This is a genomic window from Pseudorhodoferax sp. (genome assembly GCF_047601025.1).
GTDB lineage: Bacteria > Pseudomonadota > Gammaproteobacteria > Burkholderiales > Burkholderiaceae_C > Pseudorhodoferax.
In genome coordinates this window covers 1,574,896-1,590,027 of sequence record NZ_JASGJZ010000001.1, presented here as the reverse complement: position 1 = coordinate 1,590,027, position 15,132 = coordinate 1,574,896, and the positions used below count along the sequence as shown (strand labels likewise).

Genomic DNA, 15,132 nt, shown 5'->3' with positions numbered 1-15,132 from the left:
GCGACGGCGCGGGACCATGCGGCACAATCGATGCCCTTTTCCCCTTCGGCAGATCGGCAGATCGGCAGAGAGCATCCCATGGCATCCGTCAACAAAGTCATCCTCGTCGGCAATTTGGGCCGCGATCCGGAAGTGCGCACCTTTCCCAGCGGCGGACGCGTGGCCAATGTGCGCATCGCGACCACCGAGCAATGGCGCGACAAGCAGTCCGGCGAGCAGCGCGAACTGACCGAGTGGCACAACGTGGTGTTCAACGACCGGCTGGCCGAGATCGTCGAGCAGTACCTGCGCAAGGGCTCGCAGGTCTACGTGGAAGGCAGCCTGCGCACGCGCAAGTGGCAGGACCAGAGCGGCCAGGACCGCTACACGACGGAAATCCGCGCCGACCGCATGCAGATGCTGGGCGGCCGCCAGGGCGGCGGCGGTGGTGCGCCCGCGGGCGATGGCGACGACGGCGGCGGCTACGAGGCGCCGCGCCGCGCCGCGCCGCCCAGCCGTCCGGCGCCTGCGCCGCGCGCCGCCCCGGCTCCGGCGCCCAAGGCGTCGAGCGGGTTCGACGACATGGACGACGACATTCCGTTCTGACGCTCCCGCGCCTCGGCCCGCTTCAGGCCGAGGCGCCTGAAATCACGCCGCCGCCCAGGCACACCTCGCCGTCGTACAGCACGGCCGATTGCCCCGGCGTCACCGCCCACTGCGGCGCGTCGAAGGACAGCGTGAACGCGCCGTCCTCGCCCGGTGCCAGCCGGCACGGCGCATCGGCCTGGCGGTAGCGCGTCTTGCTGGCGTAGGCGCCCGGCGCGGGCGGCGCGCCGGCGGTCCAGCTGGCATCGCCGGCCGCCAGGGCGAGCGACTGCAGCCAGGGATGGTCATGCCCCTGCACCACCCACAGCGTGTTGGCCGCCATGTCCTTGCGCGCGACGAACCAGGGCGCGTGCTCGCCGCCGCCGCGCGGCGCGCCTTTTTCCTTGACGCCGCCGATGCCCAGCCCCTGGCGCTGGCCCAGCGTGTAGAACGACAGGCCCTGGTGCCGGCCCAGCACGCGGCCGCGTTCGTCCTTGATCGGGCCGGGCTCCCGGGCGATGTAGCGGTTCAGGAACTCCCGGAACGGCCGCTCGCCGATGAAGCAGATGCCGGTGGAGTCCTTCTTCTTCGCGTTCGGCAGCCCGATCTCGGCCGCGATGCGGCGCACCTCGGTCTTGTGCAGTTCGCCGACCGGGAACAGCGTCTTCGCGAGCTGGGCCTGCGTCAGCCGGTGCAGGAAGTAGCTCTGGTCCTTGGACGGGTCCAGCCCCTTCAGCAGCTCGAAGCGCCCGCCGCGTTCGCGCACGCGCGCATAGTGGCCGGTCGCGATCTTCTCGGCGCCCAGCCGCATCGCGTGGTCCAGGAAGGCCTTGAACTTGATCTCGGCGTTGCACAGCACATCCGGGTTCGGCGTTCGGCCGGCCTGGATCTCGCGCAGGAACTCGGCGAACACGCGGTCCTTGTACTCGGCCGCGAAGTTCACGTGCTCGATCTCGATGCCGATCACGTCGGCCACCGCGGCCGCATCGACGAAATCGGCGTTGGACGAGCAGTATTCGCCATCGTCGTCGTCTTCCCAGTTCTTCATGAAGATGCCGACGACCTCGCAGCCCTGCTGCTTGAGCAGCCAGGCACTGACAGAGGAATCGACCCCGCCGCTCAAACCCACCACGACACGCTGCTTGCCCATGCCGGAATTGTAGGAATCCGGCATGGGCGCCGCCGCGTCAGGGCATGGCCACGGACGGGTCGGTGAACACCAGGTCCAGCGGGAAGCGGCGGCCCGCCAGATGGTCTTCCAGGCAGCGCAGCACCAGCGGGCTGCGGTGGCGCGCCGCGCTGGCGCGCACCTCGGCGGGCGTGAGCCACAGCGTACGCACGATGCCGGTGTCCAGCGCCCGGCCCGGCAGCGGCTCGCCGGCGTCGCCGCAGAAGGCGAAGCGCAGGTAGGTCACGTCCTCGCCCGTGCCGGGGCGGCGCAGGCGCGACAGGTACACGCCCACCAGCGCCTCGGGCCGGAAGAGGCGCGCCGTCTCCTCCAGCGCCTCGCGCACGCAGGCCTGCGCCGGCGATTCGCCGGGGTCCAGGTGGCCGGCCGGCGTGTTCAGCCGCAGGCCGTCGGGTGTCTGTTCCTCCACCAGCAGGTAGCGGCCCGCCTGTGCAATCACCGCGGCGACGGTGACGTTGGGCTTCCAGCGCGGCGCCATCGGATCCATGGCCGTCAGGTCGGCGTGGCCACGTAGAGCAGCCAGCCGTTCTCGAACGAGGTTTCGTTGACGCGCAGCAGGCTGCGGTCGCACAGGTCGACCACGAAGCTGCGATAGGCCCGGCTGCGCCGCTTGGTGTCGGCCATGGACAGCCAGGCCTCGATGTCGTCGGTGTCGATGTACGGGCCGATGCGCTGCGCGTAGCAGTGGCGCACGATGTCGGAGAAGAAGCGGGCGTCGGCCTGCACGTCGTGGATCTGCAGGAACAGCGCGTTGGCCAGCACCATCTGGTCGGCCGGATCGAACAGCGCGATGGCCGACTTGCCGTTGCCCAGCATGGACAGCACGCGCGAAAGACTCTTCGGGCCGCGCTGGTGCCGCCAGTGCGGCGGCTTCGGCGCATGCGGCGCGGCCGGCGGCTCCAGCGACGAAGGCCGGCTGTCGCCGGCCATGCTGATCTGGTCGCGGCCACGGTGCTTGGCACGGTAGAGCATCTGGTCGGCCAGGCGCATCCAGGCTTCGTGGTTTTCCAGGTCGCGGCTGAGGCCGGCCACGCCGAAGCTGGCCGTGACCTCCACGCCGTCGACCAGCGCCTGCTCGTGCAGCTGGCGGCGCAGGCGGTCCATGACCGCCGAGGCCTCTTGCGGCGAGGTCTGCGGCAGCAGCAGGCCGAACTCCTCGCCGCCGTAGCGGCCCGGCACGTCGGCCTCGCGCAGGCACGAGCGCAGCAGCTTCGCGAAGCGGCGGATGACCTGGTCGCCGATGTCGTGGCCGTAGACGTCGTTGATGCGCTTGAAATGGTCCAGGTCGATCAGCACCAGCGAGGCCGTCTGCCCGCTGCGTGCGAAGCGGGCGAACTCCGTCTTGACCTTCTGCTCCCAGTGGTGCCGGTTGAACAGGTCCGACAGGCCGTCGCGCTGGTTCTGGTAGGCCAGCTCGGCGCGCTGGCGCCGCAGCCTGCGCAGCGATCGGTGCGTGACCAGTCCCACGCTGAACGGGTGCAGCAGCAGCAGCGGCAGGCAGGCGACCACCGTCTGCAGCGACGGTGCGGGCTGCCAGCGCAGGCCGAACACCAGCAGGCCCGCCAGCACCCCGGCCGCCTGCGCCAGCAGGCCGCGGCCCAGTTGGCGCGCGCCGCCGCCGATCATGCTGTCCATGCTCATCATGGACACCGTCAGTGCGCTCGGCAGCAGGTTGAAGTCGATGGCCGGCAGCCACAGGCCTCCGGCGAAATGGTCGATCTGCAGGTTGCGCAGCTCGCAGGCCACGGGCGTGGCATGGCGGCGCGCGTACTGCCAGGCCAGGTGCGGCCAGACGAAGGCATGCAGCGCCGGCCCCACCCAGAACCACCACGGCGCGCCGTTCTCGGCCAGCACGCTGGCCAGCGCCACGAAGCCCATGGTCAGGCCGATCACCCGTGGCCCATAGCTCGTGCGAGCGAACTTCGCGGAAGAACGCGCGGCGGGATCCTGGGTGTCCATGGGCGTGCAGTGAAGGGCGCGCGATGTTATCCGTCGTTTCCCGCCGCGCAGGGCGTGGCGGGAAACGGCCCGCCGGCCGTGTCCCGCGGGCGGATGAACGGTGCGGCTCACATGGCGTGGCGCGGCGCGCATGCTGCTCTGGGCGCGCGGGGAACTCGGGTAAGCTCCGACGCCTGGAGACAACCCACAGGGAAGGAGCACGTATGCAGATCGGTGTGCCCGCCGAAACATCGGCAGGCGAAACGCGGGTGGCTGTGACCCCCGAAACGACGAAGAAGCTCGTGGCACAAGGCCACGCAGTGCGCGTGCAGAGTGGGGCGGGCGTGGCCGCCGCGGCCACCGATGCGGCCTACCAGGCTGCCGGTGCCGAGATCTGCGATGCCGCCGCCGCCTTCGGCTGCGACCTGGTGCTGAAGGTGCGCAGCCCTTCGGCCGCAGAACTGCCGATGATGAAGAGCGGTGCCACCGTGGTCGGCATGCTGAACCCCTTCGACCAGGAGAACCTGCAGCGCCTGGCCGCCGCGGGCCTGACCAGCTTCGCGCTGGAGGCCGCGCCGCGCACCACGCGCGCGCAGAGCATGGACGTGCTGTCCAGCCAGGCCAACATCGCCGGCTACAAGGCCGTGATGATGGCCGCCAACGCCTACCAGCGCCTGTTCCCGATGCTGATGACGGCCGCCGGCACCATCAAGGCCGCGCGCGTCGTGATCCTGGGCGTGGGCGTGGCCGGCCTGCAGGCCATCGCCACGGCCAAGCGCCTGGGCGCGGTGATCGAGGCCTCCGACGTGCGTCCGTCCGTGAAGGAGCAGGTCGAGTCGCTGGGTGCCAAGTTCATCGACGTGCCCTACGAGACCGCCGAGGAGAAGGAAGCCGCCGAAGGCGTGGGCGGCTACGCCCGGCCCATGCCGCAGAGCTGGCTGGACCGCCAGAAGGCCGAGGTCGCCAAGCGCGTGGCGCAGGCCGACGTGGTCATCTCCACCGCGCTGATCCCCGGCCGCGCCGCGCCGACGCTGATCACCGAGGAGATGGTGCAGGCCATGAAGCCCGGCTCGGTCATCGTCGACATCGCGGCCGGCAAGGGCCCCGGTGGCGTGGGTGGCAACTGCCCGCTCAGCGAGGCCGACAAGACCGTCGTGCGGCACGGCGTGACCCTGATCGGCGAGACCAACCTGCCGGCCCTGGTGGCGGCGGACTCCTCCGCGCTGTACGCGCGCAACGTGCTGGACTTCCTCAAGCTCGTGCTGCCCAAGGACGCCAGCGCCGTGCAGGTGCCGATGGACGACGACATCGTGGTGGCCTGCCTGATGACCCAGAACAACGAAGTGAAGAGGGCCTGACCATGGAACTCGTGTCTCCGACCATCACCAACCTGATCATCTTCGTGCTGGCCATCTACGTGGGCTACCACGTGGTGTGGACCGTCACGCCGGCGCTGCACACGCCGCTGATGGCCGTGACCAACGCGGTCTCGGCCATCGTCATCGTCGGCGCCATGCTGGCCGCGGCGCTGACCGAGGGCGCGCTCGGCAAGACCATGGGCGTGCTGGCCGTGGCGCTGGCCGCGGTCAACGTGTTCGGCGGCTTCCTGGTCACCCGGCGCATGCTGGAGATGTTCAAGAAGAAGGAACGCAAGGGAGGTTCCAAGTGAGCATGAACCTCGTCACGCTGCTGTACCTGGTTGCCAGCGTCTGCTTCATCCAGGCCCTGAAGGGCCTGTCCCATCCCACCACCTCGATCCGCGGCAACGTCTTCGGCATGGTCGGCATGGCCATCGCCGTGGTGACCACGGCCGCGCTGATCGTCCAGCTGGCCAGCTCGGCGCTCGGCCTGGGCTGGGTGCTGCTGGGCCTGCTGATCGGCGGCACGGCCGGCACCATCATGGCCCAGCGCGTGGAGATGACCAAGATGCCCGAGCTGGTCGCCTTCATGCACAGCATGATCGGCCTGGCGGCGGTGTTCATCGCGGTCGCGGCCGTGGCCGAGCCCTGGGCCTTCCAGATCGCCGCGCACGGCGGGCCGATCCCGGGCGGCAACCGCGTGGAGCTGGCGCTGGGCGCCTTCATCGGCGCGATCACCTTCACCGGCTCGGTCATCGCCTTCGGCAAGCTCAGCGGCAAGTACAAGTTCCGCCTGTTCCAGGGCAAGCCGGTCCAGTTCAAGGGCCAGCATGCGCTGAACGCGGTGCTGGGCCTGGCGTCGCTGTTCTTCATCGTCGGCTTCTGGCACAGCCAGAGCTGGATGGACATCGTGCTGGTGATCCTGCTGGGCCTGGCGCTCGGGGTGCTGCTGATCATCCCGATCGGCGGGGCCGACATGCCGGTGGTGGTGTCCATGCTGAACAGCTACTCCGGCTGGGCCGCGGCGGGCATCGGCTTCAGCCTGAACAACAGCATGCTGATCATCGCCGGCAGCCTGGTCGGCAGCTCGGGCGCGATCCTCTCGTACATCATGTGTAAGGCGATGAACCGCTCGTTCTTCAACGTGATCCTGGGCGGCTTCGGCGGCGATGCGGCCACGGCCACCGGCAGCACCGAGCAGCGCAGCGTCAAGAGCGGCAGCGCCGACGACGCGGCCTTCGTGCTGGGCAACGCCGAGACGGTGGTCATCGTGCCCGGCTACGGCCTGGCCGTGGCGCGCGCGCAGCACGCCGTCAAGGAGCTGGCGCAGAAGCTGACCGACAAGGGCGTGACCGTGAAGTACGCGATCCACCCGGTGGCCGGCCGCATGCCCGGCCACATGAACGTGCTGCTGGCCGAGGCCGAGGTGCCCTACGACCAGGTGTTCGAGATGGAGGACATCAACGGCGAGTTCGGCCAGGCCGACGTGGCCATCATCCTGGGCGCCAACGACGTGGTGAACCCAGCCGCGCACACCAAGGGCAGCCCGATCTACGGCATGCCGATCCTGGAGGCCTACAAGGCCAAGACGGTCATCGTCAACAAGCGCTCCATGGCCGCCGGCTACGCCGGCCTGGACAACGAGCTGTTCTACATGGACAAGACCATGATGGTCTTCGGCGACGCCAAGAAGGTCGTCGAGGACATGGTCAAGGCCGTAGAGTAGCGGCGCGGCGCGCGGCTTGCCCCCGCGGGCCGCGGGGCCGCGCCGCGCCGCGGTGCCCGGGGTCGCCACAATGCGCGCCATCGTGAGAACGTCGAAGGAGATCCCATGACCGAGCGCATCTGGCTGCAGAGCTATCCGCCGGGCGTGCCCACCGATATCGACCCGTCGGTCTACCCTTCGCTGGTCGCGCTGATGGAGGAGAGCTTCGCCCGCTTCGCCGACCGCACGGCCTACAGCTTCATGGGCCGCGAGGTGCGCTACGGCGAGGTGGACCGGCTCAGCGCGCGCCTGGCCGCCTACCTGCAGGGCCTGGGCCTGGCGCGCGGCGACCGCGTGGCCGTGATGATGCCCAACGTGCCGCAGTACCCGGTGGTCGTGGCCGCGATCCTGCGCGCGGGCCTCGTGCTGGTCAACGTGAACCCGCTGTACACGCCGCGCGAGCTCCAGCACCAGCTCGTCGACGCCGGCGCCAAGGCCATCGTCATCATCGAGAACTTCGCGGCCACGCTGCAGAAGTGCCTCCAGGCCACGCCGGTCCGGCACGTGGTGCTGTGCGCCATGGGCGACCAGCTGGGCCTGCTGAAGGGCGCGCTGGTCAACTACGTGGTGCGCAAGGTCAAGAAGCTGGTGCCGCCGTTCTCGCTGCCGGGCGCGGTGCGCTTCAACGATGCCGTCGCCAGGGGCGCCTCGGCGCGCTTCACCAAGCCGCAGATCGGGCCGGACGACCTGGCCCTGCTGCAGTACACCGGCGGCACCACCGGCGTCAGCAAGGGCGCGATGCTGCTGCACCGCAACGTGATCGCCAACGTGCTGCAGTCCGAGGCCTGGAACCAGCCGGTCATGGCGCGCGTGCCGCAGGGCGAGCAGCCGACCACCGCCTGCGCGCTGCCGCTGTACCACATCTTCGCGTTCACGGTCGGCATGATGCTGAGCATGCGCACCGGCGGCAAGCTGGTGCTGATCCCGAACCCGCGCGACCTGCCGGCCGTGCTGAAGGAGCTGTCCAGGCACCAGATCCACAGCCTGCCGGCCGTCAACACGCTGTTCAACGGCCTGGCCAACCACCCCGACTTCGGCAGCGTGGACTGGAGCCACCTGAAGGTCTCCCTCGGCGGCGGCATGGCGGTGCAGAGCGCCGTGGCCCGGCTGTGGCTGGAGAAGACCGGCTGCCCGATCTGCGAGGGCTACGGCCTGTCGGAGACCTCGCCCTCGGCGAGCTGCAACCCGACGACCAGCACCGAGTTCACCGGCACCATCGGCGTGCCGCTGCCCAGCACCTGGTTCAAGCTGGTGGACGACGCGGGCCAGGACGTGCCGCCCGGCCAGTCCGGCGAGATCGCCATCAAGGGCCCGCAGGTGATGGCCGGCTACTGGCAGCGGCCCGACGAGACCGCCGGCGTGATGACGCCCGACGGCTACTTCCGCAGCGGCGACATCGGCACCATGGACGAGCGCGGCTTCTTCCGCATCGTCGACCGCAAGAAGGACATGATCCTGGTCAGCGGCTTCAACGTCTACCCGAACGAGATCGAGGACGTGCTGGCCCAGCTCGACGGCGTGCGGGAGGTGGCCTGCGTCGGCGTGCCGGACGACAAGACCGGCGAGGCCGTCAAGCTGGTGCTGGTGCGCAGGGACCCCGGCCTGACCAAGGAGGCCGTGCGCGCCTACTGCCGCGCCAACCTGACCGGCTACAAGCAGCCGCGCGTGGTCGAGTTCCGCCAGGAGTTGCCGAAGACGCCGGTCGGCAAGATCCTGCGGCGCGAACTGCGCAGCCCCGTCGCGCACTAGGCCGCACCGCCGCCAGGCGCGGTCCCGCAGCCGAGCCGATCGCCGCGCCGCCATGCCCACCGCCATCCTCAGCGCCCTCGCCGAAGAGCAGCAGGGCCTGCTCGACCTGCTGGAGGCGCCCGCCACCGTGCGGCTGGCCGGGCGCGAGGTCCACACCGGCCGGCTGTGGGGCGAGCCGGTGGTGGTGACGCTCTCGCGCGTCGGCAAGGTCGCCGCGGCCACCACGGCCGCGCTGCTGGCCGAGCGCTTCGCGCCGCGCCGCATGGTGTTCACCGGCGTGGCCGGCGGGCTGGCGCCGGCGGTGCGCGTGGGCGACGTGGTGGTTTCCTCCGCGCTGCTGCAGCACGACATGGACGCCTCGCCGCTGTTCCCGCGCCACGAGGTGCCGCTGTACGGCCGCAGCCGCTTCGCCGCGGACGCGGCGCTGGCCGCCGCGCTGGCCCGGGCCGCGCACGCGGCGCTGGGCCAGGCACGCGTGCACCGGGGCCTGCTGGTCTCGGGCGACCGCTTCGTCTGCAGCGCGGCCGAGTCGCAGGCGCTGCAGGCCGCGCTGCCGGACGCGCTGGCCGTGGACATGGAGAGCGCCGCCGTGGCCCAGGTCTGCCACGACTACGGGCTGCCGTTCGCGGCCGTGCGCAGCATCTCCGACCGGGCCGACGACACGGCCCACGTCGATTTCGCGGCCTTCGTGCGCGACGTCGCCAGCCCCTGCGCCCGCGCCATCCTGGCGCACTGGCTGCGCGGCTGACGGCCGCCTCGGCCCCGACTTCCTTCCCTTTCGCCTGTTTGCCGGCGCCACCGGGCGCGCCGCTGTGGCTGCGCATGCCGGAATGCGGCAAGGGTTTTCCCTATGCACGATTTCGCAAAACAGCCATTAATCTTGCGGGGTCGTTCCAGTAATAAATCAACGTTTCATCAGTGGAACAAACCATGCATCCCACCGACCCTTCCGCTCCTGCTCCCGCCGCCTTGCTGGCCGGACGCCGTGTCCTGGTGACGGGGGGCGCGCGCGGCCTGGGGCTGGCCTTCGCTCGCACACTCTGTGCCCACGGGGCGCGCGTGGCGCTGGCCGATCTGCGCGTCGACGTGCTGCAGGAGTCCGTGGCCACGCTGCGCGCCGAGGGGTTGGACGTGGCGGACGGCATCGCCGTGGACATCGGCGACCCGGCCGCGGTCGAGCGCTGCGCCGCGCAGGCCGTGCAGGCGCTGGGCGGGCTGGACGGCCTGGTCAACAACGCCGCCGTCACCGATTCCGGCGGCCGCACCATGGACGAGATCGAGATCGCCACGTGGGACCAGGTCATGGCCGTCAACGTACGCGGCACCTGGCTCATGACGCGCGCCTGCCGTCCCGCGCTGCGGGCCAGCGGCCGCGGCGCCGTGGTCAACCTGGCTTCCGACACCGCGCTGTGGGGCGCACCGCGCCTGCTGGCCTACGTGGCCAGCAAGGGCGCCGTGATCGCGATGACCCACGCCATGGCGCGCGAACTGGGCGAGGACGGCATCACCATCAACGCCGTCGCGCCCGGCCTGGTGCTGGTCGAGGCCACGCAGTACGTGCCCGAGGCGCGCCACCGCCTGTACATCGAGCAGCGCGCGCTGCAGCGCGAGCAGCTGCCCGACGACGTCAGCGGCGCGGCGGTCTATCTGTTGTCCGACCTGGCCCGCTTCGTGACCGGGCAGCTGCTGCCGGTCAACGGCGGCTTCGTCATGAACTGATCCATTTCTTCGCCACCCCTTGATCCATCGAAGGAGCCCCCATGAGCGATCACTCTGAACAGCAACAACTCGCCCCGCGCAGCTGGGACCGCCCCGAGGGCGCCAGCTTCGAGGAGTGGATGAACACGCGCGTCGCGCGCTTCGCCACGCGCCGCTACGACTGGAACGCGCTGAAGTTCCAGGCCGACTACGACCCCAAGTTCCGCCGCGCGCAGATGCGCTACCTGGGCACCGGCGGCACCGGCGTGTCCAAGGACAGCAACACCGTGCCGAACGAGCACTTCACGTTCTCCACGATGCTGATCCCGGCCGGCCACATCGGCCCGATGCACATCCACGTGGACGTCGAGGAAGTCTTCTTCGTCATGCGCGGCAAGATGAAGCTGATCCTGGAGAAGGACGGCGAGCGCTTCGAGACCGTGCTGAACGAGCGCGACCTGGTCTCCGTGCCCCCGGGCGTCTACCGCGAGGAGCACAACATCGGCGAGGAAGACGCGCTGATGTGCGTGATGCTGGGCGCCAAGGTGCCGATCACGCCGACCTATCCGCCGGACCACCCGCTGTCCAAGATCAAGCGCTGAGCGCACGTCGCGCCACCGCCCGCCAGCCCGCCGAGCCAGCTCCATGAACAGTCCCGCCGACGCCGCCCCCCTGCTGCAGCCGCAGACCGCGCTGCTGGCCAGTGCGTTCCCGTGGCAGCGCGTCGTGCTGGCGGACGGCTCGCAGCTCTCCGTGCGCCGCCGCGGCGACGCCGGCGCGCCGGCCGTGGTGCTGCTGCACGGCATCAGCTCGGGCGCGGCCTCCTGGCTGCACACGGCCCTGGCGCTGGACGGGCTGCAGGTCGTCGCCTGGGACGCGCCCGGCTACGGCGAATCCACGCCGCTGCCGGCCGCGGCCCCGCGCGACACCGACTACGCCGAGCGCCTGCAGGGGCTGCTGCAGGCGCTGGACCTGGACCGCGTGCTGCTGGCCGGCCACTCGCTCGGCGCGCTGATGGCCGCGGCCCACGCCCGCACCTACGGCATGGAGCGCGTGCGGCGCCTGGTGCTGATCAGCCCGGCCGGCGGCTACGGCCAGGCCGGCAACGAGGCCGCCAGCGCCCGCGTGCAGCGCGAGCGCCTGGCCGCGCTGGAGCAGTACGGCGTGGCCGGCCTGGCCGCCAAGATCGACCAGCGCCTGCTGTCCGCCGGCGCCACGCCCGCGCAGCGCGCCTGGGTGCGCTGGAACACCGCGCGGCTGCAGCCGGACGGCTACCGCCAGGCCGTGGCGCTGCTGGCCGGCAGCGACCTGGGCGCCGCCCAGGGCATCGCCACGCCGGTCGAGGTGCATTGCGGCGAGGCCGACGTGGTGACGCCGCCGGCGGCCTGCCAGGGCTGGGCCGAGCGCCTGGGCGCGCCGTATGCTGCCATCCCCGGGGCCGGCCATGCCAGCCCCATCGAGCAACCGCAAGCCGTGGCACGCCTGATCCGCGAGGCCTGCGCTCGCATCCAGGGAGACACGCACCATGGCTGAGACCGACACCGAAGACGGCAGTCCCGGCAACGACAAGTACATCGTGCCCGCGCTGGAGCGCGGCCTGCGCCTGCTGGGCGAGTTCGGCGAGGCCCGCACGCTCAGCGCGCCCGAGTGCGCGCGCCGGCTGAACCTGCCGCGCTCCACCGTGTTCCGCCTGCTGAACACGCTGGAAGCCATGGGCTACCTGGAACGCACCGAGGGCAACGACTACCGCCTGGGCATGGCCGTGCTGCGCCTGGGCTTCGACTACCTGGCCTCGCTCGACCTGACCGAACTCGGCCAGCCGGTGCTGGTCCGGCTGTGCGAGGCGACGCACTACCCCGGCAACCTGGTCGTGCGCGACGGGCGCTCCATCGTCTACGTGGCCAAGGTCGCGCCGCCCAAGCCGTTCGCCAGTTCCGTGCAGGTGGGCACCCGGCTGCCGGCCCACGCCACCGTGTTCGGCCGCGTGCTGCTGCAGGACATGACGCTGGAGGAGCTGCGCGCGCTGTACCCCGAGGAGCACCTGGAGTCCTTCTCGCCGGCCACGCCGGCCACCGTGGCCGCGCTGCACGCGCTGCTGCAGGCCGACCGCGCGCGCGGCTACGTGCAGGGCGAGGGCTTCTTCGAGGCCAGCATCTCCACGATCGCCGCGCCGGTGCGCGACAGCAGCGGCCAGGTCGTCGCGGCGCTGGGCGCCACCATCCCGGCGCCGCGCTTCGAGCCCACGCACGTCAACGAGCTGCTCACCCAGGTCTGTGCCGCGGCCGACGAACTCTCGGGCCTGCTGAACTACCGCCCCCTCGAACCGGCCGGGCGGCAGCCGCTGCCCGCCCACTGAGAACCACCATGCAACTGATCGACCTGTCCCGCACCGTCGCCGTGGTCACCGGCGGCTCCTCCGGCATCGGCCTGGCCACGGCCGAGCTGCTGCTGGTCCATGGCGCCGCCGTGGCCATCTGCGGCCGCAACGTCGAACGCCTGCGCAGCGCCGAGGCCGGCCTGCGCGAGCGCGTGGCGCAGGCGCGCCTGTTCGCCGCGCCCTGCAACGTGCTCGACGCCGCGGAGGTGCAGGCCTTCGCCGCCGACTGCGAGCGCGAACTCGGCCCGGCCAACGTGCTCGTCAACAACGCCGGCCAGGGCCGCGTGTCCACCTTCGCCGACACCACCGACGCCGCCTGGACCGAGGAGCTGCAGCTGAAGTTCTTCTCGGTGATCCACCCCACGCGCGCCTTCCTGCCGCAGCTGCGCCGGCGCGAGGAGGCCGCCATCGTCTGCGTCAACTCGCTGCTGGCCGCGCAGCCCGAGCCGCACATGGTCGCCACCTCGGCCGCCCGCTCCGGCGTCAAGAACCTGGTGCGCTCCATGGCCACCGAGTTCGCGCCCATGGGCGTGCGCGTCAACGGCATCCTGATCGGGCTGATCGAGTCCGGCCAGTGGCGCCGCCGCTTCGAGGCGCGCGACGACAAGTCGCTCGACTGGGCCGCCTGGACCGGCGCGCTCGCCGCCAAGAAGGAGATCCCGCTCGGCCGCCTGGGCCTGCCCGAAGAGGCGGCACGCGCCATCCTGTTCCTCGCCACGCCGCTGTCCTCCTACACCACGGGCAGCCACCTCGACATCTCCGGAGGCCTGTCCCGCCATGCATAAGTCCAACCAACCCGCGTCCGCCGGCCAGCAAGTGACCGTCGGCGCCGTCGTCGCCGCCTTCCTCGAACAATGCGGCGTCCAGGCGGCGTTCGGCGTGATCTCGATCCACAACATGCCGATCCTGGACGCCTTCGCCCAGCGCGGCAAAACGCGCTTCGTGATGGCGCGCGGCGAGGCCGGCGCCGGCAACATGGCCGACGCCTATGCCCGCTCCACCTCCAGCCTGGGCGTGTGCATCACCAGCACCGGCCCGGCCTCCGGCAACATCGCCGGCAGCCTGGTCGAGGCCTACACCGCCGGCACGCCGCTGCTGCACATCACCGGCCAGATCGAGACCCAGTACCTGGACAAGAAGCTCTCGTACATCCACGAGGCGCCCGACCAGCTGACGATGCTGAAGGCCGTCTCCAAGGCCGCGTTCCGCGTGCTGAGCGCCGAAACCTGCCTGTCCACGCTCAAGGCGGCGGTGCAGGCCGCGATGACGGCGCCCACCGGCCCGGTGAGCGTGGAAATCCCGATCGACATCCAGCAAAGCGTGATCGCCATGCCGGCCGACCTGGCGCCGCTGCCGGTGGCCGTGCTCGCCCCCAGCGATGACGCGCTGGACGCGCTCGCCGACCAGCTGGCCAAGGCCCGCCGCCCGCTGCTGTGGCTGGGCGGCGGCGCACGCCATGCCCGTGCCGCCGTGCAACGGCTCAAGGCGCTGGGCTTCGGCATCGTCAGCACCGGCCAGGGCCGCGGCATCGTGCCCGAGGACGACCCGGCCTCGCTCGGCGCCTACAACATCCAGAAGCCGGTGGAAGCCTTCTACCAGCGCTGCGACGCCATGCTGGCCGTGGGCACGCGCCTGCGCAGCAACGAGACGCTGAAGTACGAGCTGAAGCTGCCGCGCCCGCTGTACCGCGTCGACGTCGACGCCGCCCAGTCCGGCCGCTGCTACGCCGACGACGGCTTCGTCTGCGGCGACGCGGCCCTGGCCCTGGCCGGCCTGGCGGACCGGCTGGAGGCGCGCGGCTACCAGGCCGACCCCGAGCTGCTGGCCGACCTGCGCCAGACGCACGAAAACGTGGTGGCCACGCTGCGCGACGGGCTGGGGCCCTACGCCGCGCTGGTGCAGCAGCTGCAGCAGGTGGTGGGCCGCAACTTCAACTGGGTGCGCGACGTCACCGTCTCCAACAGCACCTGGGGCAACCGCGAACTGCGCTTCTTCGAACCCAATGCGGGCGTGCATGCGACGGGCGGCGGCATCGGCATGGGCATGCCGATGGCCATCGGCGCCGCGGTCGGCACGGCCGTCACGCAGTCGGGCCGCAAGACGCTGGGCCTGGCCGGCGACGGCGGCTTCATTCTGAACCTGGGCGAACTCGCTACCCTGGTGCAGGAGGAGTGCGACTGCCTGATCGTGCTGATGAACGACCAGCGCTACGGCGTGATCCAGAACATCCAGGACGCCTCCTACGGCGGGCGCCGCTGCTACGTGGAGCTGCACACCCCCGACTATGCGCAGCTGTGCGCCTCGTTGAAGCTGGCGCATGCCCGTGTGCAGAACCTGGACGCGCTGCCCGCGGTGCTGCAGGACGCCTGGGCGAAGAAGGGCCCGTTCCTGCTGGAGATCGACATGCGCGCCATCGGCGCCTTCAAGACCGCCTTCTCCGGCCCGCCGGTGAACAAGCTGGACCAGATTCCCGCCACGCCCGCCGCCTGAGGAC

At 71.1% G+C, this 15,132-nt stretch carries 15 protein-coding genes; 12 read left to right on the top strand and 3 right to left on the bottom strand.

Going from position 1 to position 15,132, the window contains the following annotated elements; genetic code table 11:
- The first annotated feature begins 78 nt into the window (after positions 1 to 78).
- Positions 79 to 585: a single-stranded DNA-binding protein gene (ssb, locus tag QM782_RS07415; protein ID WP_415202272.1), complete on the top strand. Its 507-nt coding sequence runs from the start codon at positions 79 to 81 to the stop codon at positions 583 to 585.
- Positions 586 to 607: 22 nt separating this feature from the next.
- On the opposite strand, the gene mnmA is transcribed toward ssb, so the two are convergent.
- Genes mnmA through QM782_RS07400 form a run of 3 tightly spaced genes read right to left on the bottom strand, consistent with a single transcriptional unit; the run spans position 608 to position 3,712 of the window.
- Positions 608 to 1,714 (bottom strand): tRNA 2-thiouridine(34) synthase MnmA, encoded by a 1,107-nt coding sequence (gene mnmA / locus QM782_RS07410; RefSeq protein WP_415202271.1) that lies wholly within the window; start codon positions 1,712 to 1,714, stop codon positions 608 to 610.
- A 37-nt stretch (positions 1,715 to 1,751) separates the two neighbouring features.
- On the bottom strand, positions 1,752 to 2,231 hold the full coding sequence (locus QM782_RS07405; protein WP_415205609.1) for an NUDIX hydrolase: 480 nt from the start codon (positions 2,229 to 2,231) through the stop codon (positions 1,752 to 1,754).
- Positions 2,232 to 2,245: 14 nt separating this feature from the next.
- A complete protein-coding gene (locus QM782_RS07400) occupies positions 2,246 to 3,712 on the bottom strand; it encodes a diguanylate cyclase (protein ID WP_415202270.1) in 1,467 nt (488 codons plus the stop codon).
- A gap of 203 nt (positions 3,713 to 3,915) precedes the next feature.
- On the opposite strand from QM782_RS07400, the gene QM782_RS07395 reads away from it, so the two are divergent.
- From QM782_RS07395 to QM782_RS07345, 11 genes are all read left to right on the top strand, one after another.
- Positions 3,916 to 5,049 (top strand): Re/Si-specific NAD(P)(+) transhydrogenase subunit alpha, encoded by a 1,134-nt coding sequence (locus tag QM782_RS07395; RefSeq protein WP_415202269.1) that lies wholly within the window; start codon positions 3,916 to 3,918, stop codon positions 5,047 to 5,049.
- Positions 5,050 to 5,051: 2 nt separating this feature from the next.
- Positions 5,052 to 5,360 (top strand): NAD(P) transhydrogenase subunit alpha, encoded by a 309-nt coding sequence (locus tag QM782_RS07390; RefSeq protein WP_415202268.1) that lies wholly within the window; start codon positions 5,052 to 5,054, stop codon positions 5,358 to 5,360.
- Complete coding sequence (locus tag QM782_RS07385; protein ID WP_415202267.1) at positions 5,357 to 6,775, top strand: NAD(P)(+) transhydrogenase (Re/Si-specific) subunit beta; 1,419 nt, start codon at positions 5,357 to 5,359, stop codon at positions 6,773 to 6,775. The genes QM782_RS07390 and QM782_RS07385 overlap by 4 nt, the downstream gene beginning before the upstream one ends.
- A gap of 105 nt (positions 6,776 to 6,880) precedes the next feature.
- Positions 6,881 to 8,563 (top strand): long-chain-fatty-acid--CoA ligase, encoded by a 1,683-nt coding sequence (locus QM782_RS07380; RefSeq protein ID WP_415202266.1) that lies wholly within the window; start codon positions 6,881 to 6,883, stop codon positions 8,561 to 8,563.
- Positions 8,564 to 8,615: 52 nt separating this feature from the next.
- On the top strand, positions 8,616 to 9,311 hold the full coding sequence (locus QM782_RS07375) for a 5'-methylthioadenosine/adenosylhomocysteine nucleosidase (RefSeq protein WP_415202265.1): 696 nt from the start codon (positions 8,616 to 8,618) through the stop codon (positions 9,309 to 9,311).
- Between the two features lie 182 nt (positions 9,312 to 9,493).
- Positions 9,494 to 10,282, top strand: coding sequence for an SDR family oxidoreductase (locus QM782_RS07370; protein ID WP_415202264.1), 789 nt, complete (start codon positions 9,494 to 9,496; stop codon positions 10,280 to 10,282).
- A 41-nt stretch (positions 10,283 to 10,323) separates the two neighbouring features.
- Positions 10,324 to 10,863: a cupin domain-containing protein gene (locus QM782_RS07365; protein WP_415202263.1), complete on the top strand. Its 540-nt coding sequence runs from the start codon at positions 10,324 to 10,326 to the stop codon at positions 10,861 to 10,863.
- A gap of 43 nt (positions 10,864 to 10,906) precedes the next feature.
- Positions 10,907 to 11,794, top strand: a complete 888-nt coding sequence (locus QM782_RS07360) for an alpha/beta fold hydrolase (protein ID WP_415202262.1) — start codon at positions 10,907 to 10,909, stop codon at positions 11,792 to 11,794.
- Positions 11,787 to 12,617, top strand: coding sequence for an IclR family transcriptional regulator (locus QM782_RS07355; protein WP_415202261.1), 831 nt, complete (start codon positions 11,787 to 11,789; stop codon positions 12,615 to 12,617). Before QM782_RS07360 ends, QM782_RS07355 begins: the two co-directional genes overlap by 8 nt.
- A gap of 8 nt (positions 12,618 to 12,625) precedes the next feature.
- Complete coding sequence (locus QM782_RS07350; protein ID WP_415202260.1) at positions 12,626 to 13,423, top strand: SDR family oxidoreductase; 798 nt, start codon at positions 12,626 to 12,628, stop codon at positions 13,421 to 13,423.
- Positions 13,416 to 15,128, top strand: coding sequence for a thiamine pyrophosphate-binding protein (locus QM782_RS07345; RefSeq protein ID WP_415202259.1), 1,713 nt, complete (start codon positions 13,416 to 13,418; stop codon positions 15,126 to 15,128). The genes QM782_RS07350 and QM782_RS07345 overlap by 8 nt, the downstream gene beginning before the upstream one ends.
- Positions 15,129 to 15,132 lie beyond the last annotated feature (4 nt).

Coding starts and splice junctions, on each gene's coding strand:
- ssb (WP_415202272.1), top strand. CDS start 79: ATGGCATCCGTCAACAAAGTCATCCTCGTCGGCAATTTGGGCCGCGAT.
- mnmA (WP_415202271.1), bottom strand. CDS start 1,714: ATGGGCAAGCAGCGTGTCGTGGTGGGTTTGAGCGGCGGGGTCGATTCC.
- QM782_RS07405 (WP_415205609.1), bottom strand. CDS start 2,231: ATGGCGCCGCGCTGGAAGCCCAACGTCACCGTCGCCGCGGTGATTGCA.
- QM782_RS07400 (WP_415202270.1), bottom strand. CDS start 3,712: ATGGACACCCAGGATCCCGCCGCGCGTTCTTCCGCGAAGTTCGCTCGC.
- QM782_RS07395 (WP_415202269.1), top strand. CDS start 3,916: ATGCAGATCGGTGTGCCCGCCGAAACATCGGCAGGCGAAACGCGGGTG.
- QM782_RS07390 (WP_415202268.1), top strand. CDS start 5,052: ATGGAACTCGTGTCTCCGACCATCACCAACCTGATCATCTTCGTGCTG.
- QM782_RS07380 (WP_415202266.1), top strand. CDS start 6,881: ATGACCGAGCGCATCTGGCTGCAGAGCTATCCGCCGGGCGTGCCCACC.
- QM782_RS07375 (WP_415202265.1), top strand. CDS start 8,616: ATGCCCACCGCCATCCTCAGCGCCCTCGCCGAAGAGCAGCAGGGCCTG.
- QM782_RS07370 (WP_415202264.1), top strand. CDS start 9,494: ATGCATCCCACCGACCCTTCCGCTCCTGCTCCCGCCGCCTTGCTGGCC.
- QM782_RS07365 (WP_415202263.1), top strand. CDS start 10,324: ATGAGCGATCACTCTGAACAGCAACAACTCGCCCCGCGCAGCTGGGAC.
- QM782_RS07360 (WP_415202262.1), top strand. CDS start 10,907: ATGAACAGTCCCGCCGACGCCGCCCCCCTGCTGCAGCCGCAGACCGCG.
- QM782_RS07355 (WP_415202261.1), top strand. CDS start 11,787: ATGGCTGAGACCGACACCGAAGACGGCAGTCCCGGCAACGACAAGTAC.
- QM782_RS07350 (WP_415202260.1), top strand. CDS start 12,626: ATGCAACTGATCGACCTGTCCCGCACCGTCGCCGTGGTCACCGGCGGC.
- QM782_RS07345 (WP_415202259.1), top strand. CDS start 13,416: ATGCATAAGTCCAACCAACCCGCGTCCGCCGGCCAGCAAGTGACCGTC.